This is a genomic window from Bradyrhizobium sp. Crot121 (genome assembly GCF_059512385.1).
In genome coordinates this window covers 61,813-83,372 of the sequence record NZ_JCAMOR010000029.1, presented here as the reverse complement: position 1 = coordinate 83,372, position 21,560 = coordinate 61,813, and the positions used below count along the sequence as shown (strand labels likewise).

Annotated in this window: 24 protein-coding genes and 2 tRNA genes; 15 read left to right on the top strand and 11 right to left on the bottom strand. The window is 62.6% G+C overall.

The window, feature by feature from the left end; genetic code table 11:
* Nucleotides 1-95 precede the first annotated feature (95 nt).
* A complete protein-coding gene (locus AC5ZGW_RS24335; RefSeq protein ID WP_028162822.1) occupies nucleotides 96-731 on the top strand; it encodes an ATP-dependent Clp protease proteolytic subunit in 636 nt (211 codons plus the stop codon).
* Nucleotides 732-733: 2 nt separating this feature from the next.
* Here AC5ZGW_RS24335 and AC5ZGW_RS24330 read toward each other — a convergent pair whose 3' ends face one another.
* On the bottom strand, nucleotides 734-982 hold the full coding sequence (locus tag AC5ZGW_RS24330; protein WP_130227025.1) for a hypothetical protein: 249 nt from the start codon (nucleotides 980-982) through the stop codon (nucleotides 734-736).
* Nucleotides 983-1,163: 181 nt separating this feature from the next.
* Here AC5ZGW_RS24330 and clpX point away from each other — a divergent pair, with 181 nt between their 5' ends.
* The 4 genes from clpX (at nucleotide 1,164) to AC5ZGW_RS24310 (ending at nucleotide 5,814) form a co-directional block, all read left to right on the top strand.
* Nucleotides 1,164-2,438, top strand: coding sequence for an ATP-dependent Clp protease ATP-binding subunit ClpX (gene clpX, locus AC5ZGW_RS24325; protein WP_024506813.1), 1,275 nt, complete (start codon nucleotides 1,164-1,166; stop codon nucleotides 2,436-2,438).
* Nucleotides 2,439-2,745: 307 nt separating this feature from the next.
* Nucleotides 2,746-5,169: an endopeptidase La gene (gene lon / locus AC5ZGW_RS24320; RefSeq protein ID WP_130227024.1), complete on the top strand. Its 2,424-nt coding sequence runs from the start codon at nucleotides 2,746-2,748 to the stop codon at nucleotides 5,167-5,169.
* A gap of 113 nt (nucleotides 5,170-5,282) precedes the next feature.
* Nucleotides 5,283-5,687 carry a GFA family protein gene (locus AC5ZGW_RS24315; protein ID WP_130227023.1) on the top strand — a complete coding sequence of 135 codons (405 nt, stop codon included), beginning with the start codon at nucleotides 5,283-5,285 and terminating at the stop codon, nucleotides 5,685-5,687.
* Between the two features lie 50 nt (nucleotides 5,688-5,737).
* Nucleotides 5,738-5,814, top strand: a tRNA-Val gene (locus tag AC5ZGW_RS24310).
* Between the two features lie 123 nt (nucleotides 5,815-5,937).
* Here the strand turns inward: AC5ZGW_RS24310 and AC5ZGW_RS24305 are convergent.
* A complete protein-coding gene (locus AC5ZGW_RS24305) occupies nucleotides 5,938-6,381 on the bottom strand; it encodes an NUDIX domain-containing protein (RefSeq protein WP_130227022.1) in 444 nt (147 codons plus the stop codon).
* A 228-nt stretch (nucleotides 6,382-6,609) separates the two neighbouring features.
* Nucleotides 6,610-6,978, bottom strand: coding sequence for a hypothetical protein (locus AC5ZGW_RS24300; RefSeq protein ID WP_028162819.1), 369 nt, complete (start codon nucleotides 6,976-6,978; stop codon nucleotides 6,610-6,612).
* Nucleotides 6,979-7,156: 178 nt separating this feature from the next.
* Between AC5ZGW_RS24300 and AC5ZGW_RS24295 the strand changes: the two genes are divergently transcribed.
* Both AC5ZGW_RS24295 and AC5ZGW_RS24290 read left to right on the top strand, forming a co-directional pair.
* The gene (locus AC5ZGW_RS24295) at nucleotides 7,157-7,447 is read left to right on the top strand and encodes a hypothetical protein (protein WP_028162818.1); all 291 of its coding nucleotides are present in this window, start codon (nucleotides 7,157-7,159) and stop codon (nucleotides 7,445-7,447) included.
* 30 nt (nucleotides 7,448-7,477) lie between these two features.
* Nucleotides 7,478-8,338, top strand: a complete 861-nt coding sequence (locus tag AC5ZGW_RS24290; RefSeq protein WP_130227021.1) for a class I SAM-dependent methyltransferase — start codon at nucleotides 7,478-7,480, stop codon at nucleotides 8,336-8,338.
* A gap of 97 nt (nucleotides 8,339-8,435) precedes the next feature.
* On the opposite strand, the gene pepT is transcribed toward AC5ZGW_RS24290, so the two are convergent.
* The 3 genes from pepT to AC5ZGW_RS24275 all read right to left on the bottom strand — a co-directional run bounded on the left by pepT (nucleotide 8,436) and on the right by AC5ZGW_RS24275 (nucleotide 10,576).
* Nucleotides 8,436-9,692, bottom strand: a complete 1,257-nt coding sequence (pepT, locus tag AC5ZGW_RS24285; RefSeq protein ID WP_130227020.1) for a peptidase T — start codon at nucleotides 9,690-9,692, stop codon at nucleotides 8,436-8,438.
* A 138-nt stretch (nucleotides 9,693-9,830) separates the two neighbouring features.
* Nucleotides 9,831-10,130 (bottom strand): HU family DNA-binding protein, encoded by a 300-nt coding sequence (locus AC5ZGW_RS24280; protein ID WP_027580650.1) that lies wholly within the window; start codon nucleotides 10,128-10,130, stop codon nucleotides 9,831-9,833.
* A gap of 369 nt (nucleotides 10,131-10,499) precedes the next feature.
* Nucleotides 10,500-10,576 (bottom strand) — tRNA-Asp (locus AC5ZGW_RS24275).
* Nucleotides 10,577-10,958: 382 nt separating this feature from the next.
* On the opposite strand from AC5ZGW_RS24275, the gene AC5ZGW_RS24270 reads away from it, so the two are divergent.
* The gene (locus tag AC5ZGW_RS24270) at nucleotides 10,959-12,326 is read left to right on the top strand and encodes an O-antigen ligase family protein (RefSeq protein WP_130227019.1); all 1,368 of its coding nucleotides are present in this window, start codon (nucleotides 10,959-10,961) and stop codon (nucleotides 12,324-12,326) included.
* 29 nt (nucleotides 12,327-12,355) lie between these two features.
* Here the strand turns inward: AC5ZGW_RS24270 and AC5ZGW_RS24265 are convergent, their stop codons facing one another.
* The 5 genes from AC5ZGW_RS24265 to AC5ZGW_RS24245 form a co-directional block, all read right to left on the bottom strand.
* A complete protein-coding gene (locus AC5ZGW_RS24265) occupies nucleotides 12,356-12,556 on the bottom strand; it encodes a hypothetical protein (protein ID WP_130227018.1) in 201 nt (66 codons plus the stop codon).
* 96 nt (nucleotides 12,557-12,652) lie between these two features.
* Nucleotides 12,653-13,234, bottom strand: coding sequence for a haloacid dehalogenase-like hydrolase (locus tag AC5ZGW_RS24260; RefSeq protein WP_130227017.1), 582 nt, complete (start codon nucleotides 13,232-13,234; stop codon nucleotides 12,653-12,655).
* 49 nt (nucleotides 13,235-13,283) lie between these two features.
* A complete protein-coding gene (locus AC5ZGW_RS24255; protein WP_130227016.1) occupies nucleotides 13,284-14,909 on the bottom strand; it encodes a hypothetical protein in 1,626 nt (541 codons plus the stop codon).
* 2 nt (nucleotides 14,910-14,911) lie between these two features.
* Nucleotides 14,912-15,901: a UbiA family prenyltransferase gene (locus AC5ZGW_RS24250; RefSeq protein WP_165435297.1), complete on the bottom strand. Its 990-nt coding sequence runs from the start codon at nucleotides 15,899-15,901 to the stop codon at nucleotides 14,912-14,914.
* A gap of 355 nt (nucleotides 15,902-16,256) precedes the next feature.
* Nucleotides 16,257-16,457 (bottom strand): hypothetical protein, encoded by a 201-nt coding sequence (locus tag AC5ZGW_RS24245; protein ID WP_028162805.1) that lies wholly within the window; start codon nucleotides 16,455-16,457, stop codon nucleotides 16,257-16,259.
* A 536-nt stretch (nucleotides 16,458-16,993) separates the two neighbouring features.
* On the opposite strand from AC5ZGW_RS24245, the gene AC5ZGW_RS24240 reads away from it, so the two are divergent.
* Genes AC5ZGW_RS24240 through AC5ZGW_RS24210 form a run of 7 tightly spaced genes read left to right on the top strand, consistent with a single transcriptional unit; the run spans nucleotide 16,994 to nucleotide 21,556 of the window.
* Nucleotides 16,994-17,359, top strand: a complete 366-nt coding sequence (locus tag AC5ZGW_RS24240; RefSeq protein ID WP_130227014.1) for an NADH-quinone oxidoreductase subunit A — start codon at nucleotides 16,994-16,996, stop codon at nucleotides 17,357-17,359.
* The gene (locus AC5ZGW_RS24235) at nucleotides 17,350-17,940 is read left to right on the top strand and encodes a NuoB/complex I 20 kDa subunit family protein (RefSeq protein ID WP_028162803.1); all 591 of its coding nucleotides are present in this window, start codon (nucleotides 17,350-17,352) and stop codon (nucleotides 17,938-17,940) included. Before AC5ZGW_RS24240 ends, AC5ZGW_RS24235 begins: the two co-directional genes overlap by 10 nt.
* A gap of 11 nt (nucleotides 17,941-17,951) precedes the next feature.
* A complete protein-coding gene (locus AC5ZGW_RS24230) occupies nucleotides 17,952-18,569 on the top strand; it encodes an NADH-quinone oxidoreductase subunit C (RefSeq protein ID WP_130227013.1) in 618 nt (205 codons plus the stop codon).
* A 2-nt stretch (nucleotides 18,570-18,571) separates the two neighbouring features.
* Nucleotides 18,572-19,768 (top strand): NADH-quinone oxidoreductase subunit D, encoded by a 1,197-nt coding sequence (locus AC5ZGW_RS24225; RefSeq protein ID WP_028162801.1) that lies wholly within the window; start codon nucleotides 18,572-18,574, stop codon nucleotides 19,766-19,768.
* Entirely contained in the window at nucleotides 19,768-20,727 is a 960-nt protein-coding gene (locus AC5ZGW_RS24220; RefSeq protein WP_165435296.1) for an FkbM family methyltransferase, read from the top strand. The genes AC5ZGW_RS24225 and AC5ZGW_RS24220 overlap by 1 nt, the downstream gene beginning before the upstream one ends.
* Before the next feature lie 11 nt (nucleotides 20,728-20,738).
* Nucleotides 20,739-21,350, top strand: coding sequence for an NADH-quinone oxidoreductase subunit NuoE (gene nuoE / locus AC5ZGW_RS24215; RefSeq protein WP_130227011.1), 612 nt, complete (start codon nucleotides 20,739-20,741; stop codon nucleotides 21,348-21,350).
* A gap of 41 nt (nucleotides 21,351-21,391) precedes the next feature.
* Nucleotides 21,392-21,556 (top strand): hypothetical protein, encoded by a 165-nt coding sequence (locus tag AC5ZGW_RS24210; RefSeq protein WP_165420951.1) that lies wholly within the window; start codon nucleotides 21,392-21,394, stop codon nucleotides 21,554-21,556.
* The last annotated feature ends 4 nt before the right edge of the window (nucleotides 21,557-21,560 follow it).

Below are 21,560 nucleotides of genomic sequence, written 5' to 3'. Positions count from 1 at the left end.
CTGAGCGCAGCTTAACGCAGTCCTGCATCACGGGACGACCGTCCGTCCGGGCCAGCCGGCGGACGTTCGGCCCCGCCAACTCCAGGGGTAATCCCATGCGCGATCCCGTTGAAACCTACATGAACCTCGTGCCGATGGTCGTCGAACAGACCAACCGCGGTGAGCGCGCCTACGACATCTTCTCGCGCCTGCTGAAGGAGCGCATCATCTTCGTGACCGGCCCGGTCGAGGATGGCATGTCGACGCTGATCGTCGCGCAGCTTCTGTTCCTCGAGGCCGAGAATCCGAAGAAGGAAATCTCGATGTACATCAACTCGCCGGGCGGCGTGGTGACATCGGGTCTTGCGATCTACGACACCATGCAATTCATCCGCCCGCCGGTGTCGACGCTGTGCACGGGGCAGGCGGCTTCGATGGGATCGCTGTTGCTCGCCGCTGGCGAGAAGGATATGCGCTTCACGCTGCCGAACTCGCGCATCATGGTGCACCAGCCCTCCGGTGGTTTCCAGGGCCAGGCCACCGACATCATGCTGCACGCGCAGGAGATCCTGAATCTCAAGAAGCGGCTGAACGAAATCTACGTCAAGCACACCGGCCAGACCTACAAGGCCATCGAGGATGCGCTCGAGCGCGACAAGTTCCTCACGGCGGATGACGCGAAAGCGTTTGGTCTCGTCGACAAGGTGATCGACAAGCGTCCTGACGATCCGGCTGCAGCAAAAGCCGCGTAGTCTTACGGGATCGCTTGCGCGATTTTGGCGTTGACGACGAAATCCCTGTCGGCAAACTCAGGCGATTGCGGTGCAGTATGCCCCAAGTTGGGCAGAAAGTTCCGCTTTCGCATCGCTCTGTCGCGTGGCAATCTCGCAACGACCGTGCGTTTTCGACAGGTTATCCACGTGCGGACGTTATAAATCACGGTATTGTCACGGTGCCCGGCAAGCACCCGGTTAGCGAATTCTTGATAGTCGGATGACAGCATGGTTGGCTCTGGCGTATCGGATGTAGTTGCGGGGGAGATTCGACTGAACCGCGATTCGCCGGGTCAGTATTAAGTAGGGTCTTTTTTGGTACGGTTTTTGCTCTATCTACACCTAGAAAGCCCGGACAGTCCCGGAATAGGTCGATGGAGCGACGGGTTCGAACGGCGGACGGAGATAAGAATGAGTAAGGTCGGCACGAGCGATTCCAAGAACACGCTATATTGCTCGTTCTGCGGCAAGAGCCAGCACGAAGTCCGCAAGCTGATCGCGGGTCCCACCGTTTTCATCTGCGACGAGTGCGTTGAGCTCTGCATGGACATCATTCGCGAGGAGAACAAGTCCTCGCTGGTGAAGTCGCGCGACGGCATCCCGACTCCGAAAGAAATCTGCAAGGTGCTGGACGATTACGTCATCGGCCAGAGCCATGCGAAGAAGGTGCTGTCGGTTGCCGTGCACAATCACTACAAGCGGCTCAATCACCAGACCAAGCACAACGACGTCGAGCTCGCGAAGTCGAACATCCTGCTGATCGGTCCGACCGGCTCGGGCAAGACGCTGCTCGCGCAGACGCTGGCGCGCATCCTCGATGTGCCCTTCACGATGGCGGACGCGACGACGCTCACGGAAGCCGGCTATGTCGGCGAGGACGTTGAGAACATCATCCTGAAGCTGCTGCAGGCGGCCGACTACAATGTCGAGCGCGCGCAGCGCGGCATCGTCTACATCGACGAGATCGACAAGATCAGCCGCAAGTCGGATAATCCCTCGATCACGCGCGACGTGTCGGGTGAGGGTGTCCAGCAGGCGCTGCTCAAGATCATGGAAGGCACGGTGGCTTCCGTTCCGCCGCAGGGCGGCCGAAAGCATCCGCAGCAGGAATTCCTGCAGGTCGACACCACCAACATCCTGTTCATCTGCGGCGGCGCCTTCTCCGGGTTGGAGAAGATCATCTCCGCACGCGGCCGCTCGACCTCGATCGGCTTTGCGGCGCAGGTGCTCGCGCCGGAAGATCGCCGCACCGGTGAGATTTTCCGCCACGTCGAACCGGAGGATTTGCTGAAGTACGGTCTGATCCCGGAATTCGTCGGCCGCTTGCCGGTGGTCGCGACGCTGGAGGATCTCGACGAGACCTCGCTGAAGAAGATCCTGACCGATCCGAAGAACGCCCTGGTCAAGCAGTATCAGCGGCTGTTCGAGATGGAGAATATCGAGCTGACCTTCGCTGATGAGGCGCTTGGCGCGGTCGCCCGCAAGGCGATCGAACGCAAGACCGGCGCGCGCGGGTTGCGCTCGATCCTGGAGAGCATCCTGCTCGAGACCATGTTCGATCTTCCGGGCCTCGAAGGCGTGGAGGAGGTTGTGATCTCGCGCGAGGTGGTGGAGGGAACGGCCCGTCCGCTGTACATCTACGCGGATCGTTCCGACCGCGCGGTCGAGAGCAGCGCGAGCGCCTGATCGCGCTCGCGGGCGGCCGCCGAATGAACGAAAATACCGATGGCTGCCGGATTCCCGGTGGCCATTTCGATGTAATTAATGCTGCGTGTTTATTCCGGATTTTCCGGTATTTCTAAGTACTTGACACCCCCATGGCCGATAGCCACCTAATGCTGTCGGTGATGAAGATTTACGTCTCAAGATTCGTCATCTGATATCTGAAACGAGCGGCCGAGGGCCGAGCGACATTCGGATCATACAGGCACCTTGTGGTGGTTGCGCAAGCAAGCGGGCCGCGTGCAAGGGGGCACAACGAAAGGAATAGGCCATGACAACCTCAAAACCCCGGCCATCGATTGTCTACGGCGAAAGCCATTCTTATCCGGTGCTGCCGCTCCGTGACATCGTTGTCTTCCCGCACATGATCGTGCCGCTCTTCGTCGGCCGCGAGAAGTCGATCCGCGCTCTTGAAGAAGTGATGAAGAACGATGCGCTGATCCTGCTCGCGACGCAGAAGAATGCGTCCGACGACGATCCGGCGCCCGAGTCGATCTACGAGACGGGAACGCTCGCCAGCGTGCTGCAGCTCCTGAAGCTGCCCGACGGCACCGTGAAGGTGCTGGTCGAAGGGCTCGAGCGCGCGCGCGTCGAGAAATACTCCGACCGCAGCGAGTTCTACGAGGCGACCGCCGTCGCGCTCGCCGACACCGACGCCAATTCGGTTGAAGCCGAAGCCCTGGCGCGCTCGGTCGTGTCCGATTTCGAAAGCTATGTGAAGCTGAACAAGAAGATATCCGCCGAAGTCGTCGGCGTTGTTCAGGGGATCACCGATTTCGCCAAGCTGAGCGACAACGTCGCTTCGCATCTGGCGGTCAAGATCGCCGATCGCCAGGCGATCCTGGAGACGCTGTCGGTCACCCAACGCCTGGAGAAGGTGCTGGGCCTGATGGAGAGCGAGATCTCGGTCTTGCAGGTCGAGAAGCGCATCCGCTCGCGCGTCAAGCGCCAGATGGAGAAGACCCAGCGCGAGTATTACCTGAACGAGCAGATGAAGGCGATCCAGAAGGAGCTCGGCGACGACGAAGGTCGCGACGAGCTGGCCGATCTGGAAGAGCGCATCAACAAGACCAAGCTGTCCAAGGAAGCGCGCGAAAAGGCGCAGCATGAGCTGAAGAAGCTGCGTCAGATGTCGCCGATGTCCGCGGAAGCGACCGTGGTGCGCAACTATCTGGACTGGCTGCTGTCGATCCCGTGGAACAAGAAGTCCAAGGTCAAGAAGGATCTGGAAGCCGCGCAGGCGGTGTTGGACTCCGACCATTACGGGCTCGAGAAGGTCAAGGACCGTATCGTCGAGTATCTCGCGGTGCAGTCGCGCGCCAACAAGCTGACCGGACCGATCCTGTGCCTGGTCGGGCCTCCCGGCGTCGGCAAGACCTCGCTCGGCAAGTCGATCGCGAAGGCGACGGGGCGTGAATTCGTGCGCGTCTCGCTCGGCGGCGTGCGCGACGAAGCCGAGATCCGCGGTCACCGCCGCACCTATATCGGCTCGATGCCCGGCAAGATCATCCAGTCGATGCGGAAGGCGAAGACCTCCAATCCGCTGTTCCTGCTCGACGAGATCGACAAGATGGGCGCCGACTTCCGCGGCGATCCGTCATCGGCTCTGCTCGAGGTCCTGGACCCCGAACAGAACTCGACGTTCAACGACCACTACCTGGAGGTCGACTACGACCTGTCGAACGTGATGTTCATCACGACCGCGAATACGCTCAATATTCCGGGACCGCTGATGGACCGCATGGAGATCATCCGGATCGCCGGCTACACCGAGAACGAGAAGGTCGAGATCGCGCGCAAGCACCTGATCCCGAACGCGCTCTCCAAGCACGGTCTGGATTCCAAGGAATGGTCGATCGATGACGATGCGCTGCTCTTGATGATCCGCCGCTACACCCGCGAAGCGGGCGTGCGCAACCTGGAGCGTGAGCTCTCCACACTCGCCCGCAAGGCGGTGAAGGAGCTGATGATCTCCAAGAAGAAGTCGGTCAAGGTCACCGAGAAGAACATCGAAGAGTTCCTCGGCGTGCCGAAGTACCGCTTCGGCGAAATCGAGAGCGAGGACCAGGTCGGTATCGTCACCGGTCTGGCCTGGACCGATGTCGGCGGCGAGTTGCTCACCATCGAAGGCGTCATGATGCCCGGCAAGGGCAAGATGACGGTCACGGGCAATCTGCGCGACGTCATGAAGGAATCGATCTCGGCGGCGGCGTCCTACGTCCGCTCGCGTGCGATCACCTATGGCATCGAGCCGCCGCTATTCGACAGGCGCGATATCCACGTGCACGTGCCCGAGGGTGCGACGCCGAAGGATGGACCGTCCGCAGGCGTGGCGATGGCCACCGCGATCATCTCGGTCATGACCGGCATTCCGGTCCGCCACGAGGTCGCGATGACCGGCGAGATCACGCTGCGGGGCCGCGTGCTGCCGATCGGCGGTCTGAAGGAGAAGCTCCTGGCTGCCGCCCGCGGCGGCATCAAGACGGTGCTGATCCCCGAGGACAACGCCAAGGATCTCACGGAGATTTCCGATGCGATCAAGGGCGGCATGGAGATCATCCCGGTCTCCCGGCTCGACGAGGTCGTCGCCAGGGCGTTGGTGCGGGTGCCCACACCGATCGTCTGGGAAGAGGAGACCAAGGTCGACGTCAAGCCCGACGCTGCCGAAGAGACCGGCGGCCTGACGGCGCACTGACCGGACCGGATTGCTTGAACAACGAACGGCGCCTTCGGGCGCCGTTTTTGTTTATGGGAGTTTCGCGCGAAGATAACGCGCCAGGACAAGCGGCAGGCAGAGAGGAGGGCGCCATGAAGATCGACGGACAATGCCATTGCGGCTTCGTGACCTTTGATGCCGATATCGATCCGGAGCGGGTCTCGATCTGCCACTGCACGGATTGCCAGACGCTGACCGGCTCGCCCTACCGCGTCACAGTGATCTGCTCCGGCGAAGCGATACGCCTCACGGGCAAATCGCCGAAAATCTATGGGAAGCCCGGCGACAATGGCCGGATCCGCTTCCAGCATTTCTGCCCCGAATGCGGTTCCCCGCTGTTCACGAGCGGCGAGGACGGTGGCCCGGAGGATTGGGGCATCCGCTGGGGCAGCATCCGCCAGCGCGACCAATTGCAGCCGCGGCGCCAAATCTGGTGCCGCTCGGCCGCGCCCTGGATCAATGATCTCAAGGCATTGCCGGGACTTCCGACTGAATGATGGTAGCCACCTTGCGCCGCGGGCCAGGGCGAGGGTAAAGAAGCAGGCGAGGGCGGCTAGCTCAGCTGGTTAGAGCATCTCGTTTACACCGAGAGGGTCGGGAGTTCGAATCTCTCGCCGCCCACCAGCCTTCGCCCTGCGGCTTCGGCTCGGCAAGCCGGAGCTTGGAGAGCGAAGGCGGACTGGTGCTGTTCGTCAGCGTTCATCCTTGTTCACCCGCGAAGATCAGCTTTTGTAGCGCAGGGCCTTTCTACTCTTGCGCCATGTTGGTCGCTTTGGCCTCCGACAAGAAGGCGTCGACGGCAAATTGGGCAAGCGGCGCGAGAGATTCCCTGATCTGACAGAGTTCGGCGAGCGTGAACGTCGTTAGCTTGCCCTCAGTAATCGTCAGCTCTTCAGAACAAATCGATCGGACGATAAATATCTCGGCGTGAAAGTTGCCGCCGGTAATCGGGTGGTTTGAACCAACGCAGCGCGCGAGATGCTGGAAGCGCTCTGCCGGCAGATGGCAGCCCAGTTCTTCGTGGATCTCACGGGCAATACAGTCCCTGAAAGTCTCGTTGCCTTCGCGTCGGCCACCAAAAAGGCTGATCTTGCCGGGATCGACGATACCGGGCTTGTCGTCGCGCAATTGCATGAGAAAGCGACCATCTGTATCGATCACGATGGCCGCGGCGCCTTCTCTCAAGCTCATGATGATCCTCGATGGTGCGCATGACCCATAGTTTCGCCGTCGCGGAGCCGCAACGGCTGGATTTCAGATGGGCAATGATAGCGCACCAGTCACAATTGAGCTCGCGCGAATGCGCTCTGCGCGGGCTTCGGCTCGGCGGGCCGAAGTTTCGCAGAGCGAAGGCGAATTGGTGCGGCAAGTTCGATGCCGCACCGATGCAGACGCAGCCTGTCGAAATGATATCCGATCTCACGCCGTCTTGGTGAACATCGTCAGGATGCCATCGGCGATGTTGATGGCAACGACTTGCGACGACGTCACGCCCTTGGCCTTGAGCGCGGATACCGCCTGCGGGGTCGCGTCGATGGTCTTCCGAAGTGACTGCATGTCCTCGTCGCTCGTCTGCGAGATGATCTCATCGACTTTCGAGCGCACCGCCGGCTGCAGTTCCTTGACGTCAACAACCTGTATGGTCCGTATCACGGTGCCGGGCTCGGACTGAGCGGGTGGCGACTCCGCCCCACGTTGCGAGGGAGTTCCCTGCGCCAGCACCAAAGACGGTGTTCCGAGGCAGAGAGCTGCAATGATGGCGGATGCCGTAAAGATGCGCATGGTCATGCCTTTCCAGGTTGAAGACCAAACGAGTCCTATCCGGGAAATCTGGTTGGCATCTGCTTTTCATGTGGCCATTCGGTGAAAGCAATGCGGCCTCAATGCGCGGCGCTGCGCTCGCCGGAGGATTGGCGATGCGCCCAACCGGGTGATATCATTGCATGAAAACCCCCGGGAGCTGCCCATGCGAGTCTTTGTTGCCGCCGTGATGATCGCGCTGATGGCCGGATCGGCGTTCGCACAGAATGCCGTGCCGCAATATGGTGACATCGACAAGGAGAAGAGTCCGTCGCAGAAGGAGGAGGAGCGCAACGCCGAGCGCGCCTACAAGAAGTCGTTGCGCAACATTCCCGACAAGGCAGGGCCCAGCGATCCCTGGGGCGCTGTGCGCAGTGACAACGCGGCTCCGCCGGCCAGCCACACAACGCAGAAGAAATCCAAGACCGGCAGTGCCGCGAAGCAGGCACCGCAATGATGCTGCGGATTACAACGAAGAGACATGCTGATGGATACCGCCCTTGGCCACGAGCAGAACGCCGACCAGATCGCCTATTGGAACGGGCCGGGTGGCCAGCGCTGGGCTGACCGGCAAGCAGCGCAGGACGTCCTGTTGGCACCGGTCCTCGATATCCTGATCGATCGCGCCAGGCCGAACACAGGCGAGCGCGTCATCGATGTCGGCTGCGGCAGCGGCGCGACCACCGTCGCGTTTGCAGGGAAGGTCGGGCCGTCCGGCCACGTGCTCGGCATCGACGTATCGGGCCCGATGCTCGAGCGGGCGCGGCAACGCGTGACGCCGGGATTGTCGCTGGAATATGCGCTCGCGGACGCGACCGTGTATCCGTTCGCTCCCGCAAGCTTCGACCTGTTGGCGTCGCGGTTCGGCGTGATGTTCTTTGCCGATCCCGCGGTGTCGTGTGCGAATATGAGGAAGGCGCTGCGATCGTCGGGGCGGCTTGCGTTCGTCTGCTGGCGCGAGCCGCGAGAGAATCCATTCTTCATGACGCCGTTGCAGGCCGCCTACAAGCACGTGCCGAAATTGCCGCAGCAGGGCCCCGAGGATCCCGGGCCGTTCGCGTTCGCCTCGGAGGAGCGTGTGCGACGTATCCTCGGCGCGGCCGGCTTTACGAATGTGGAGATGGAGCCGTGCCCGCTCTCGCTCGACGCCGCGATCGGCGGCGGCCTCGATGGCGCCGTGCAAGGCGCGCTCGAGATCGGGCCGGTCAGCCGGGCGCTGCAGGATCAGCCGCCTGAACTCCGCGCCGCTGCCGCCGGTGCGATCCGCGAGGCGCTCGCGCCGTTCGTCAAAGGCAATTCAGTGATGCTGCCTGCCTCGATCTGGATCGTGACGGCGAAGGCTTCGTAGCAGCCAACCGTCATTGCGAGCGGAGCGAAGCAATCCATGTCTCCACACGCGGCGCGATGGATTGCTTTGCTCCGCTCGCAATGACGGAAGAGCGGCGCTACGCCCGCTCTTCCCAGATCATCGCGAGATGTACGATGGTCTGCACCGCCTTTTCCATGTCCTGCCGGCTCACCCATTCCAGGCGCGAGTGGAAGGCGTGCTCGCCGGCGAAGATGTTGGGGCAGGGCAGGCCCATGAACGAGAGGCGCGAGCCGTCGGTGCCGCCGCGGATCGAGGTCTTCACCGGGGTCAGGCCGGCGCGGCGAATGGCCTCGCCCGCGTAGTCGACGATCTCGGGGTGACGGTCGATCACCTGCTTCATGTTGCGGTACTGCTCCTTGACCTCCATGCGGTAGGTCGAGCGCGGATAGGCCTTCATCACGTCCTTGACGATGGCCTCCAGCAGCGCCTCCTTCTCCTTCAGCCCGGCCTCCGTGAAATCGCGCACGATGAAGTCGAGCCTGGCCTGCTCCAGCGCGCCCGAGATCGCGATCGGATGCAGAAAGCCTTCCTTGCCTTCGGTGGTCTCCGGCGAGCAGGTCGTCTTCGGCAGCCGCTCGATGATCCCCGCGGCGATCTTGATCGCGTGCTCCATCTTGCCCTTGGCGAACCCGGGATGGGTGGAGACGCCTTCGATCGTGATGGTGGCGCCGTCGGCGGAAAAGGTCTCGTCCTCGATATGGCCGGCGGTTTCGCCGTCGATTGTGTAGGCGAAATCGGCGCCGAGTTTCTTCAGGTCGACCTTGTCGACGCCGCGGCCGATCTCCTCATCGGGTGTGAACAGGATCTTGATGGTGCCGTGCTTCACCTGGGGATTGTTAACGAGGAAATGGGCGGCATCCATGATCTCGGCGACGCCGGCCTTGTTGTCCGCTCCCAGCAGCGTGGTGCCGTCGGTGGTGATGATGTCGTTGCCGATCTGGTCGGACAGCGCTGGATGCTCGGCGGCCCGAATCACCTGCGCGGGGTCGGCCGGCAGCACGATGTCGCCGCCGCGATAGTTCCTGACGATCTGCGGCCGCACATTCCTGCCGGTGCAGTCCGGCGAGGTGTCCATGTGCGAGCAGAAGCAGATCACCGGCACCTTCTTGTCTGATGTGGCCGGGATGGTCGCGTAGACATAGCCGTGCTGGTCGAGGTGGGCGTCGCTGAGCCCCATCGCCTGCAATTCCGAGACGAGGAGGCGGCCGAGATCCTTCTGCTTCTCGGTGGAAGGGCAGGTCGGCGATTCCGGATCGGACTGGGTGTCGATCACGACGTAGCGCAGGAAGCGCTCGGTGACGGTGTGTTTGAAATCGAGCGTGGGAGCCAGCATGGTGACCGCAATTGCAGGAGAGGGATTGGGCTGGCTCTATAACAGAAAAGCGCCACTCCGGGGGCCGCGTCGAAGAGCCGGAATGGCGCTGATTGAACGAAGGGCTTGGCCGATCACTCGGCCGGTCACTTTGGCCGATTAGATGGCTTCCTTGAGTTCCTTGGCGGGGCGGAAGGCGACCTTCTTGCTGGCCTTGATGTGGATCTGCTCGCCGGTGGCGGGGTTGCGGCCCATCCGGGCGGCGCGCTTGCGCACCTGCAGGATGCCGAGGCCGACGATGCGGATACGCTCGCCCTTCTTCAGGTGCTTGGTGATTCGCGTCACGACGTCGGTCAGGATGCTTTCGGCCTGTTTCTTGGAGAGCTCCTGGTCTTCGGCGATCGCCGCCGCCAGATGCTTCAGGGTGATGGTCGCCGGGGTCGCTGCTTTCTTCGCCATGTGTGGCCCTCCTCGTGATGAACGGCTTAAAGAAGCGTTTTCGAACGAAGCGGATGCTGAATCGTTGGGGAAAACGCGTCGACGGGAGATCTGGAGCCCTAGGGGGTCTCGATGGCGAGGGTCCAGGAAACCCTGACATTTCAGGCCTTAGTCGATTCGGACCCTGACTGACTACGCCGTTTCGCCCGAAAATCAGGCGTTTCCTGCATCGAAACCGCAAAACCGCCAAACGTCGCAGCTATGAAACGGTTGTGCGAACGGGGCCGTTCGCAACAACTGAAGGCGCCGAGTTGCCGGCGGGAAGTTTGGCGAAGGGAGCGGATCGATAAGTCGAGCGCGGAGCTAACTCTTTGAAACACATCGCCAAAATGGCGCGAGAGACGGGGCTCGAACCCGCGACCTCCGGCGTGACAGGCCGGCGCTCTAACCAACTGAGCTACTCCCGCGTGATGCGCAATTCCGCGAGACGTGGGGGACTTAAAGGGGCGGTCTTTTGAAGTCAAGGACGTTGAGATTCCCCGTGTCCTGCAGGGCTTTGCAGCGTGTTGATAGGGAATCAGCGGCGCTGCACGGAAGGCTCCGCGTTTCCTGCCCGAGGCGACTCGCCGGGTTCCATCAGATGGCGGGCTGGAAAGCCAGATGGCGGGCTGGAAAGCGCTCGGAGGTGCCATCGTGTTGCCACAAGCATAGAGCGAATTTACGTCGAGTGGCGACCGGCGCGTGCTGCTACCTTTGCAATTGCGAGAACTGTCACGGAGTCGATATAGAGCTATTCTGAGAACTTTTCTGATTGAGCTTCGACACTATCAGTTTCACGAGGGCCGGGCTTTGCAATCGGTATTGTTCGCCATCCTGCTATCCGCTGGGCCGTTTGCGGTGCTCGCGCACGGTTTCGCCGGGGCTGGCTCGACAATCACCGGTCTGCTGCTGGCCACGCCAATTGCTGCGCTGCTTCTTCTGGCGAGATGGCGTGAGTTCAGGCCCGACATTTGCGACGTGCTGTTCGTGCTGTTTTGTTGCGGCATCGCGCTCTCGTTCGCCGTCAACGGCATCGCCGCTCCGAAAGAGGCTGCCCTTCTGGGGTTGTCGCTTGCGGCTTATCCCGCGATCAGGGTGAGCTCCCGTTGCGGCCAAGTTCCCCAAGCCTTCGTGGTTGTCACAGGCGCGATCGTGGCGGTCGGAGCCGTCGTCACGCTGGTGGCGCTGCTTGGCCAATGGAACGACCACCATGGTAAACCGCTGGTCTTTGACGAGTACGACGCTGCGCCGGCGCAATTCACGACGTCGCTTGGCTTGCTGCTTCTGGCGCTGGCCTGCACAGAACTCAATTGGCGACGGACTGCATGGATCTCGATCCTCGCGGCCGTGCCCCTGGTCATCTTCGCGGCGTCGATGGTACGCTACTCCTTCATCGTGATCGTGGTGGCGCTGCTCGCAGCGATGTTGGTTGCCAAGGCCGGCCAGCGCAAATTCATTGCCGTGATCGTGTGCGTCACGATCGCTTCGGTTGCGCTTGGCGCAGTTGTCAGGTCATCAACAACGCTCAGATTCGCCAAGCTCGCCGAAGCGGCGTTGGGTTTTCAGGTTGCCGAGCCGGGCAACGATGAATCGCCGGCGCCGCCGGTTTCGCCGCCGGCGAGTGCACTGCCAGCCCCCGCCGCATCAGGCCGCATCGCTACCGAGGCAGCTCCGCCAGTGTCGCCTCCGCCTTCGCAAGCCTCTTGTCCTTCGATCGACCTGGACAATTCGATCATCATCCGGCAGCAGCTCTACAAGGACGCCTTCGCGTTGCTGCCGGAAGCGGGGCTGACGGGACTGGGACTGGACGGTTTCACCCAGCGGTCGTGCCTGAAAGGCTTCCAGGTTCACAACTCGATCCTGCAGGCCATCATCGAATTCGGCTGGCCGGCGGGTATCTTCCTCATCCTGTTGCTCTATCACGCGATGGGAACGCGGATGTTGTCGCTGGCGAGGATCAACCGCGAAGCCCGCTTCGTGCTGTGCAGCCTGGTATTCACGCTCATGCTGAGCATGGCGCATGGCAGGATCAGCAGGGACGTCGCCTTGTTCCTGTTTCTGGGATACGCCGCAAAGCTGCGAAGCAGTGCGCTCGATATTGAAGAGCAAGCCTGGGTAGACGGTCCGATCAATGCCATTCCGGTACCGGGTGTCGGCGCTCGCTTGACCGCCGCCTGACGGCGGAGACCGCCAGATTCTGGCCCAGACTAGAATTCGTAGAGGTCCCGGCCGCGGCGGGCCAGATCCCTGAGATCGGCCAATGTGCCGCGGACAGCGCTGCAGCAGCGGCATTCGATCACCGTGTCACCGGATGCGGCGGCCGGTCTCTCCAGCTTGATCGATAGGCTGCCGCAATCGGTGCAGACGATCTTGAAGCTGGAGGCGTATGTTTCCTGATGCAGATTCATCGGCGGCGAGGGTCCTACTGGCCCTCTCTATACGCGCCGAAATTTAAGCTTGGGATCGCAACGTCGGTTGCAATCGAACGATTGCGTTAGGGCTTGTTAACGCTGGCTGTCTGGCCGGGCGGTTAAATCCAGCGTTGGCCGTCCTAGCGCCAGCGCTGCGTCACCGACCGATCGTCGCGTGTTGACGAGGATGATGCCGCTGGCGTGGGCCCAGACCGCGAGATCGGATTTGCTGTCGCCGGCATAGATGAAGCCTTCCGGAAATAGCTCGCGGAGCAACGTGGCCTTGGCCGGCCCCTTCAGGTTTCCCTTGCCATCGGAGGCGAACACCTGATCGAAGACGGGCAGGCGGAATGCGAGTTGGCCGGCGAGCACGGCGTCGGCGGCGGTAGCGAGCACGATCATGCGGCCGGCGGCCTGCTCCAGGCGCGCCAACGCGACGACCTCATGATGAAATTCGAGCCGATCCCAGTCGATGCGGTTGCGCAGCGCAAGCTGGCGCTTGAGCGCGGCGCGTCCTCGCAACAGCCATCTGGCGCAGGCGAGCACGATCAGCGGATTGCGGCGCAGGATCGAGAAGAAGCTCTTATAGAGGAGATCGCCCTTGATGAGGGTGCCGTCGAGGTCCAGCACCAGCGGCATCGATATCGGCAGGCCCAGCAGCGCATCGGCGGCCATGCGTGCATCCCGCTGCTTCCGCGGTGTTGAGGCAACGTTCAGGGTAAGGTCAGTCACGCATCGCACTCAACTGGTTCGGAACCGTGCAGGCCACAATCTCGCGTCCACCGCTCTGGCTTGCCTTGCAGTCGCCATAGCCGAGATTGCTTGCGACGGCTGATCCGCTCTGATCGGAGGACGACACGATCAGCACCTGCGGCGCGCCGCGATTGGAGTTGCGGAATTTTGCGAGCTCAGCGGCGTCGCGCTCGCTTTCCCAGTCGGTGGTCGCGCGCAGGAAATCGTGCGACGACACATATTGCAGCGGGAAATAGCCGAAATAGCGGGTCGAGGGCAGCGTGGACGAGAGACCTGCGCCGCGGGCGGCCAGCGCCGCGGTCTGGGCCGCATGCAAAGTGGGGCGAATGCGCCAGGCGAACAGGGAGCTGTCGCGCTGGGCGATCAGATCGGCATTGACGAAGGTCCTGCCGGGGTTCTCGCGGCCGATCTCAAGCTCGCTTTCCAGCACCGGCGCCCAGCGCTTGTAGGCCACCGTGCGGATCGCGGTCTGGCAGACCAGGCCGGCGATCGCGGCCAAGCACAGGATGCGCACCAGTGCTTCGCGTGGCTGGCGGCTCGCGATGAAGAGCACGACCGCGATCCAGCTATAGGGAGCGAGCCGTTCCGACAGCAGCGCCGAGCCGGTCTTCAGGTTGAGGAGCGACACCAGCACCACAAGGACGAAGAAGATGGGCCAGGTCAGGTTGCCCGCCCGCAAGCGCCGCAGCGCCATGGCGCCGGTCACCAGCACCGCCGCCAGAAGCGGCGCCAGCGCCGCCACTTCCCAGGAGGTGAAGGTGAAGAGGTGCGTGGCGGCAAGGATCCGGCGCAGGATCTGCGTGATGCCGCCTTCTCCGCCCGGCACCTCGCCGGGAATGTTCTGGTAGGCGAGGAGAAACCCTGCGATCAGGACCAGCACCGGCATGGCGGCCGCAGCGGACCAGACGCCATCGACGAGCAATCGTCGGCCGGCGGCGCGCGGGCCGGCGTGCTCCAGCGTGCGGAGCGCACGGGTGATACCGTCAGCCGCAAGCAGCAGGCAGGCCGCGACCACGGAGGTGATGTGGGTCAGGTAGAGGGCCGCCAGGAATAGTGCGGTGGCGAGGAAGGTGAAGATGTCACCGCGCCCGCGCACCTTGCTCCAGAAGCTTGCGAACAAGAGGAACAGCGGCACGCCAAGGGCGAAATTGTAGAAGCCCCAATGGATGAAGACGCCGAAGGCAACCGGCAACAGCAGCAGCATCGGCAGCAGCGGCCGCTCGGTTTCCGTGCGGGACACCACAAAGGCGGCGGCGATCCAGATCAGCCCGTACAGGCTCAGAAACAGCGTGTTGGCGAGCAGCGGATTCCCGGTCAGCCGGATCAGGCCGGCGAGCAACAGATAGATCGCGGAGTTCGGCTCGATGCGCGAATTCCACTGGTAGAAGGAGGCGGCAGGCTCCTGCAGCACGCCACCCCATCCGAAGCGGGCGATCAGGTCGGCCTGTGCCAGATGCACCGGGCCATCCTGGGTCGGCACCAGCTTGACCAACCAGACCGGGCCGTCGAGCAAAAGCGCCAGCGCGGCGAAAGCCAGCGTCGCGACCGCGACGCCGGCGTAGTTTCGTGGGGCGCTCAGGGAGGCCGTCATCGACATGGTCAGCGACCCCCGCTGAGACGGATGAGGTCCGAACTGGTGAGGCTGTTGAGCAGCGGCAGGTCGACGAAGGTCAGGATGCCGAACAGCGCCATGGTGACGGCAGCGGCGATCAGCATGGACGGCTGCCGCATCAGCTCCTCGGGCCGTGCGGCCGCGGAATCCGGGGTCAATGCGAGCCGCATGTAGGCGGCGAACAGCGCGATCAGGAACGGGATCGCGACGATGTATTCGATCCGGTACTTGATCAGGAAGATCGCCATCATGAACGCAAAGCCCTGGGCGTAGACGAGGCAGCTCGTCACCAGGCTCGAATGCGTATAGACGGCGAAGGAGGGGCGATAGGCGGCGAGGTTGGCGGTGCCGCCGGCCTCGACGATGGCGCGATGTTCGGAAACGCGCTTGGCGGCCATCAGGAAGGCGCCGCCGAACCAGTAGGCAAGCAGGATCGAGATCGGCGGGGCGATATGCGGGACCACCGCGAACCAGCCGAACAGGAAGCGCAGGGGATTGTTGAGGGACTCGACAATGACGTCGAGGAAGGCGCGATCCTTGGCCCGGATCGGGCGCACGTTGTAGATGACGCCGAAAGCGGCGAATACGGCGGCGGTGAGGGCGAAGCTCCGGCCGAGCTGGTTGGCGACGAGCAGGCCCACGCCGGTCAAGAGGATATACTGGGCGAAGACGATGCTGGGCGACATCGCGGTCTGCACTGCCGGACGCGCCCGCTTGGTCGGGTGCATCGCATCGAAGGGGGCATCGAGCCATTCGTTGATGGTGTAGTTGGCGGACGACAGCGCCATGGCGACGAACAGGCAGGCGAGCAGGCGTTCTCCCACCGTCGCGTAGTCGACCGGTCCGGTCCCTGCCATGATCATCGCGAAGGCGACGCCTGGCACGATCAGCACGTGCTTGATCCAGTGATCGGGCCGGGCGATGGCGATGTAGTCGGCGAGACCCGCCGACGGCGGCGCGTAGTGGGTGACGGACATGCAATCCTCCAGGCTGCCTCTGTGCCGCATCGGGGCGGATGCGACGGAAGATGCCTTGGAAGGGCAGCGATCGTGCCGCAGTGACGAGGGAGGCCATCAGGGGCGCCGAAACCCAGGTAATGCGGTTAACGGCGGTAGCGGAGGCGGGGTTTTCGGGGTTTTCGGCCCGCCGCATAGGCCGTCGTGCAGCCGAATCCAGGTCGGCGGCGGCGAAAGGTGGGGGCGATTGTTGCCAGCGCCTGCGCCGGATTGGTACAGGCTGTTCCAAACCGGGCAGTCTGTCAGCTTCGCAAGCCCACCAAAGAACAAAGCCGCCCGGAGGCGGCCTTCGGTGCCTTGTCAGGGAATGTGCGGGTCAGCGGACCGTGGAGGTCCCCGAGCTGGTAATCGCCACCGGCTTGCCAGCCTTCACCACCTGGGTTTGGGCGGTCTGGGTGAACTCCGAATTGTTGCGCGCGGCGATACCCAAGGCTGTGACCGCAATGCCCGCCACCAGCGCGACCACCACGATCTTCAGGTGGGTCGAGCGATCCGCCGAGTGAATTGAGTGGTTCATCTGACGCCTCCGGGCGAACTTTGCCGCCGCCTGTCGGGAAGACAGGTAGCTTTAATCTGTTTCAGGATGGTTTCGCGGGTTCCCCAAAATGGTTTCGTTGCTCGGCGGGATTGGTTTCCTGCGAAGCGTGTCTGACCGCAGGCGGCTGGGGCTAAAGGAAAAAAGTCACAAACGAAGGAGGATTCCCTGGGGATAACGCTGCCACAGGGGCGGCGGGCCAACATACCGTGTCGGCCGACAGGACCGCTGCGGTTCAACTAAACGAGAGGCGCGCAGAGACGGCCGGGCGATTATTAGCCACCGTGGATTTGAGCCGATCGGGAGCTGCAAATCTGGGGCACGAACCTTCGAGGTCACGCGTTCTTCATGTGGGGCGAGAACGAGCATTCAACACCGGTTGATCGGAGGCGGCTCCGCCCGGCAGAGCTTTAAAATAGCTTGTCTTGCGCCCTCTGTTGCGCTGCGCTAAGGCTCAAGAATAATTCCAATGACACGAATCTGCGGCCGTCCGAAACCGCAGCAAGAAGGCACCGCCGATGAACGGCATCCTGCAGAATTATCTTCCACTTGTGGTGTTTATCGGGGTCGCGAGCGTGATCGGCCTGGCGCTTCTGATTGCGCCATTCCTGCTCGCATTCCAGCAGCCCGATCCGGAAAAGCTCTCCGCTTATGAATGCGGATTCAACGCTTTTGACGACGCCCGTATGAAGTTCGACGTCCGCTTTTATCTGGTGGCGATCCTCTTCATCATCTTCGACCTCGAAGTGGCGTTTCTGTTCCCCTGGGCGGTGGCGTTCGGCAAGCTGGGCGCAACCGGGTTCTGGTCGATGATGGTGTTTCTGGCCGTGCTGACGGTCGGCTTTGCCTATGAATGGAAGAAAGGCGCGCTCGAATGGGATTGAGCCCTACCGTCGCAACGCCCCGGCCGGCGATCGCGCCGGCGCCCAAGGGCATCCTTGATCCCGCCACCGGCAAGCCGGTCGGCGCCAATGATCCCTATTTCCGCGAGATCAACCACGAGCTCTCCGACAAGGGCTTCTTCGTCGCGGCTGCCGACGACCTGATCACCTGGGCCCGTACCGGCTCGCTGATGTGGATGACGTTCGGCCTGGCCTGCTGCGCGGTCGAGATGATGCAGGTCTCGATGCCGCGCTATGACGTCGAGCGTTTCGGCTTTGCGCCACGCGCCTCGCCGCGGCAGTCGGACGTGATGATCGTCGCGGGCACGCTGACCAACAAGATGGCGCCGGCGCTGCGCAAGGTCTACGACCAGATGCCGGAGCCGCGCTACGTGATCTCGATGGGCTCGTGCGCCAATGGCGGCGGCTACTACCACTATTCCTATTCGGTGGTGCGCGGCTGCGACCGCATCGTGCCGATCGACATCTACGTGCCGGGCTGTCCGCCGACGGCGGAAGCGCTGCTCTACGGCGTCTTGCTGCTGCAGAAGAAGATCCGCCGCATCGGCACTATCGAACGCTAAGGTATTACGTCATGGACGACGCCAAGCTCGACGCCTTGGGGCAGACGATCGTTAGCGCGCTTCCCGGCGCTGCGAAGGCGCATTCGGTTGCATTCAATCAGCTCACGGTTGACGTGGACGCCGAGAAGATCGTCGACGTCGTCAGGCACCTGCGCGACGATCCGGCCCTGCGCTTCGTCAACATCACCGATGTGACCGCGGTCGATTATCCCGAGCGGGACAAGCGGTTCGACGTCGTCTACCACTTCCTGTCACCGACGCTGAACACACGGATCCGCCTGCGCGCGGAGGCGGACGAGAACACGCAGGTGCCCTCGATCATCGAGGTCTTTCCTGGCGCCGACTGGTTCGAGCGCGAGACCTACGACCTCTATGGCGTGATCTTCACCGGCCATCCTGACATGCGCCGGCTGCTGACCGATTACGGCTTCGACGGCCACCCGCTGCGCAAGGACTTTCCGCTCACCGGCTTCGTCGAGGTCCGCTACGACGACCAGGAGAAGCGGGTGGTGTACGAGCCGGTGCGCCTCAACCAGGAATTCCGCAAGTTCGATTTCCTCTCGCCCTGGGAAGGTGCGGATTATCCGCTGCCCGGAGACGAGAAGGCGAAGGCGGAGCCGAAGGCCTGATCATGAACGAGCAACCGCAGAATCTGCGCAACTTCACCATCAACTTTGGACCGCAGCATCCGGCGGCGCACGGTGTGCTGCGCTTGGTGCTTGAACTCGATGGCGAGGTCGTTGCGCGCGTCGATCCGCATATCGGGCTCTTGCATCGCGGCACCGAGAAGCTGATCGAGCAGAAGACCTATCTGCAGGCGATCCCGTATTTCGACCGGCTCGATTACGTCGCGCCGATGAACCAGGAGCATGCCTTCTGCCTCGCGGCGGAAAAGCTGCTGGGGATCGAGGTGCCGCGGCGCGGGCAGTTGATCCGCGTGCTCTATTGCGAGATTGGCCGCATCCTGTCGCATCTGCTCAACGTCACCACGCAGGCGATGGACGTCGGCGCGCTCACCCCGCCGCTGTGGGGTTTTGAGGAGCGCGAAAAGCTGATGATGTTCTACGAGCGCGCCTCCGGCTCGCGCATGCATGCCGCCTTCTTCCGCGTCGGCGGTGTGCACCAGGACCTGCCGCCGAAGCTGATCGACGATATCGAGGCGTGGTGCGATCCGTTCCTTAAAGTGGTCGCGGACCTCGACACGCTGCTCACCGGTAACCGCATCTTCAAGCAGCGCAACGTCGATATCGGCGTGGTGTCGCTGAAGGAAGCCTGGGAGTGGGGCTTTTCGGGCGTGATGGTGCGCGGCTCGGGCGCGGCCTGGGATCTGCGCAAGTCGCAGCCCTATGAATGCTATGCCGAGATGGATTTCGACATCCCGATCGGCAAGAACGGCGACTGCTACGACCGCTACCTGATCCGGATGGAAGAGATGCGCCAGTCGGTGCGCATCATGAAGCAGTGCATCCAGAAACTGAAATCGCCAGACGGGCAGGGGCCGGTCGTGGTCGAGGACAACAAGATCGCGCCGCCGCGCCGCGGCGAGATGAAGCGCTCGATGGAAGCGCTGATCCATCACTTCAAGCTCTACACCGAGGGCGTGCACGTACCGGCCGGCGAAGTCTATGCCGCGGTGGAAGCGCCTAAGGGCGAGTTCGGTGTCTATCTCGTCTCCGACGGCACCAACAAGCCCTACAAGTGCAAGATCCGGGCGCCGGGCTTTGCCCATCTGCAGGCGATGGATCACATCTGCACGGGCCATCTGCTCGCCGACGTCTCCGCGATCCTCGGCTCGCTCGACATCGTGTTCGGAGAGGTCGATCGGTGATGGTGCAGCCGCCCATCCAGTTTGACCGCGCCTCAGGGGCTCTCGAAGGAGCCAACCTGTGGGAGCGGACGGCTGCGCTGGCGCTGTCGACCGGTTCGAAGATCTCCTCGCATTTTTCCCACATGGGCTACATCGCCTGCGCGAACCTGCTGCGCAAGACGCTGCCCGAGCGCAACATCGCCATCCGGCTCAATGAGGACGCGGTGTTCGAGTTTCCCTATGGGGACGGTTATTGGAGCAAGCTGCTCAACCGCTCCTACCATTACGAGGACGAGCTCGAACTGCTGTTCAAGGATTCCGCCGACGTCGACTACACGCTGATCGATTGCGGCGCCAATTACGGCTACTGGTCGGTGCTGGTTTCGAGCAAGCCGTTCGGTTCGCAAAAGGCGATCGCGATCGAGCCGTCGGGACAGAATTTTCCCAAGCTTGCGAACAACGCCGCGATCAACGGCAATCGCTTCGAGACGATGAAATGCGCGATCGGCGCAGGCAGGGGTACGGCAAAGCTCTCCGGCACCAAGCATGAGGCGTTCAGCATCGCCGGCGACCAGACCGGCGGCGAGGACGTGCCCGTGATCGCGCTCGACAATCTGCTCGACGACGGCAAGATCGCGCTGGACGGAAAATATCTGATCAAGCTCGACGTCGAGGGCGTCGAGATCGAGGCGATGAAGGGCGGCTTGCGGCTGATGCAGGGCGACAGCGTGCTGCTGTGCGAGGAGCATGGCAGCGACCGCAAGCACACCGTGTCGCGCTACATCCTCGAACAGACCCCGCTCAAGCTGATCGTCTACGATCCCAGCTCCAATCGCCTTGAAGCCGTGACCGAGCTTTCGATCCTCGATCGCATCAAGGTATCGACCCATGTCGGTTACAACGTGTTCGGCACCGCAAGCGCCTTCTGGCAGGACCGGATCAACGCGCTGAATGCGAAGCCCGTTCGCCGCATGCAATGAGAGAGTAAGAAATGTCGGTCCGTCGTCTTGCCCCGAAGGAATTGCAGCCCGCGAGCTTTGCGTTCACGGAGGAGAACCTCGCTTTCGCCAAGCAGCAGATCGCGAAGTATCCGCCGGGACGTCAGGCCTCCGCTGTGATCGCGATCCTGTGGCGGGCGCAGGAACAGAACGAGGGCTGGGTTTCGGAAGCCGCAATCCGCACCGTCGCCGACATGCTCGAAATGCCCCACATCCGCGTGCTCGAGATCGCGACCTTCTACACGATGTTCCAGTTGCAGCCGGTCGGCAAGAAGGCGCATGTGCAGGTCTGCGGCACCACGCCCTGCCGCCTGCGTGGCGCCGGCGACCTGATCGAAGTTTGCCAGCATCGCATCAGTCACGAGCCCTTCGAATTGTCGAAGGACGGCAATTTCAGTTGGGAAGAGGTCGAGTGCCTCGGCGCCTGCGTGAACGCGCCGATGGTCCAGATCTGGAAGGATACCTACGAGGACCTGACCAAGGAGAGCTTCGGCAAAGTGCTCGATGGTTTCGCCTCGGGCAATCCGCCGAAGCCGGGTCCGCAGGTCGACCGTCAGTTCTCGGCGCCGGCGGGCGGGCCGACCACGCTGAAGGAAACCACATGAGGCCTGGTCTCGCATGGCAGCGGGCGGGAAGGGAGGTCGCGATGAAACACTGGCGTTACATCGCTCTCCACGCGGCGGTCGCTGCCGCGTTCATTTTCCTGCTGCAGCGCTATGGGCTGAACGCCTCGCTCGAATCCAGCCTGTTGTGGGCGCTGACCTTCGGCGGATGCGCTGCGGGGCTCGCTTACGCCCAGGCCAATCGTTGATGTT

Excerpts from the sequence above, each read along its gene's own strand:
- AC5ZGW_RS24335 (WP_028162822.1), top strand. The coding sequence starts at position 96 with ATGCGCGATCCCGTTGAAACCTACATGAACCTCGTGCCGATGGTCGTC.
- AC5ZGW_RS24330 (WP_130227025.1), bottom strand. The coding sequence starts at position 982 with ATGCTGTCATCCGACTATCAAGAATTCGCTAACCGGGTGCTTGCCGGG.
- clpX (WP_024506813.1), top strand. The coding sequence starts at position 1,164 with ATGAGTAAGGTCGGCACGAGCGATTCCAAGAACACGCTATATTGCTCG.
- lon (WP_130227024.1), top strand. The coding sequence starts at position 2,746 with ATGACAACCTCAAAACCCCGGCCATCGATTGTCTACGGCGAAAGCCAT.
- AC5ZGW_RS24315 (WP_130227023.1), top strand. The coding sequence starts at position 5,283 with ATGAAGATCGACGGACAATGCCATTGCGGCTTCGTGACCTTTGATGCC.
- AC5ZGW_RS24305 (WP_130227022.1), bottom strand. The coding sequence starts at position 6,381 with ATGAGCTTGAGAGAAGGCGCCGCGGCCATCGTGATCGATACAGATGGT.
- AC5ZGW_RS24300 (WP_028162819.1), bottom strand. The coding sequence starts at position 6,978 with ATGACCATGCGCATCTTTACGGCATCCGCCATCATTGCAGCTCTCTGC.
- AC5ZGW_RS24295 (WP_028162818.1), top strand. The coding sequence starts at position 7,157 with ATGCGAGTCTTTGTTGCCGCCGTGATGATCGCGCTGATGGCCGGATCG.
- AC5ZGW_RS24290 (WP_130227021.1), top strand. The coding sequence starts at position 7,478 with ATGGATACCGCCCTTGGCCACGAGCAGAACGCCGACCAGATCGCCTAT.
- pepT (WP_130227020.1), bottom strand. The coding sequence starts at position 9,692 with ATGCTGGCTCCCACGCTCGATTTCAAACACACCGTCACCGAGCGCTTC.
- AC5ZGW_RS24280 (WP_027580650.1), bottom strand. The coding sequence starts at position 10,130 with ATGGCGAAGAAAGCAGCGACCCCGGCGACCATCACCCTGAAGCATCTG.
- AC5ZGW_RS24265 (WP_130227018.1), bottom strand. The coding sequence starts at position 12,556 with ATGAATCTGCATCAGGAAACATACGCCTCCAGCTTCAAGATCGTCTGC.
- AC5ZGW_RS24260 (WP_130227017.1), bottom strand. The coding sequence starts at position 13,234 with ATGGCCGCCGATGCGCTGCTGGGCCTGCCGATATCGATGCCGCTGGTG.
- AC5ZGW_RS24255 (WP_130227016.1), bottom strand. The coding sequence starts at position 14,909 with ATGTCGATGACGGCCTCCCTGAGCGCCCCACGAAACTACGCCGGCGTC.
- AC5ZGW_RS24250 (WP_165435297.1), bottom strand. The coding sequence starts at position 15,901 with ATGTCCGTCACCCACTACGCGCCGCCGTCGGCGGGTCTCGCCGACTAC.
- AC5ZGW_RS24245 (WP_028162805.1), bottom strand. The coding sequence starts at position 16,457 with ATGAACCACTCAATTCACTCGGCGGATCGCTCGACCCACCTGAAGATC.
- AC5ZGW_RS24240 (WP_130227014.1), top strand. The coding sequence starts at position 16,994 with ATGAACGGCATCCTGCAGAATTATCTTCCACTTGTGGTGTTTATCGGG.
- AC5ZGW_RS24235 (WP_028162803.1), top strand. The coding sequence starts at position 17,350 with ATGGGATTGAGCCCTACCGTCGCAACGCCCCGGCCGGCGATCGCGCCG.
- AC5ZGW_RS24230 (WP_130227013.1), top strand. The coding sequence starts at position 17,952 with ATGGACGACGCCAAGCTCGACGCCTTGGGGCAGACGATCGTTAGCGCG.
- AC5ZGW_RS24225 (WP_028162801.1), top strand. The coding sequence starts at position 18,572 with ATGAACGAGCAACCGCAGAATCTGCGCAACTTCACCATCAACTTTGGA.
- AC5ZGW_RS24220 (WP_165435296.1), top strand. The coding sequence starts at position 19,768 with ATGGTGCAGCCGCCCATCCAGTTTGACCGCGCCTCAGGGGCTCTCGAA.
- nuoE (WP_130227011.1), top strand. The coding sequence starts at position 20,739 with ATGTCGGTCCGTCGTCTTGCCCCGAAGGAATTGCAGCCCGCGAGCTTT.
- AC5ZGW_RS24210 (WP_165420951.1), top strand. The coding sequence starts at position 21,392 with ATGAAACACTGGCGTTACATCGCTCTCCACGCGGCGGTCGCTGCCGCG.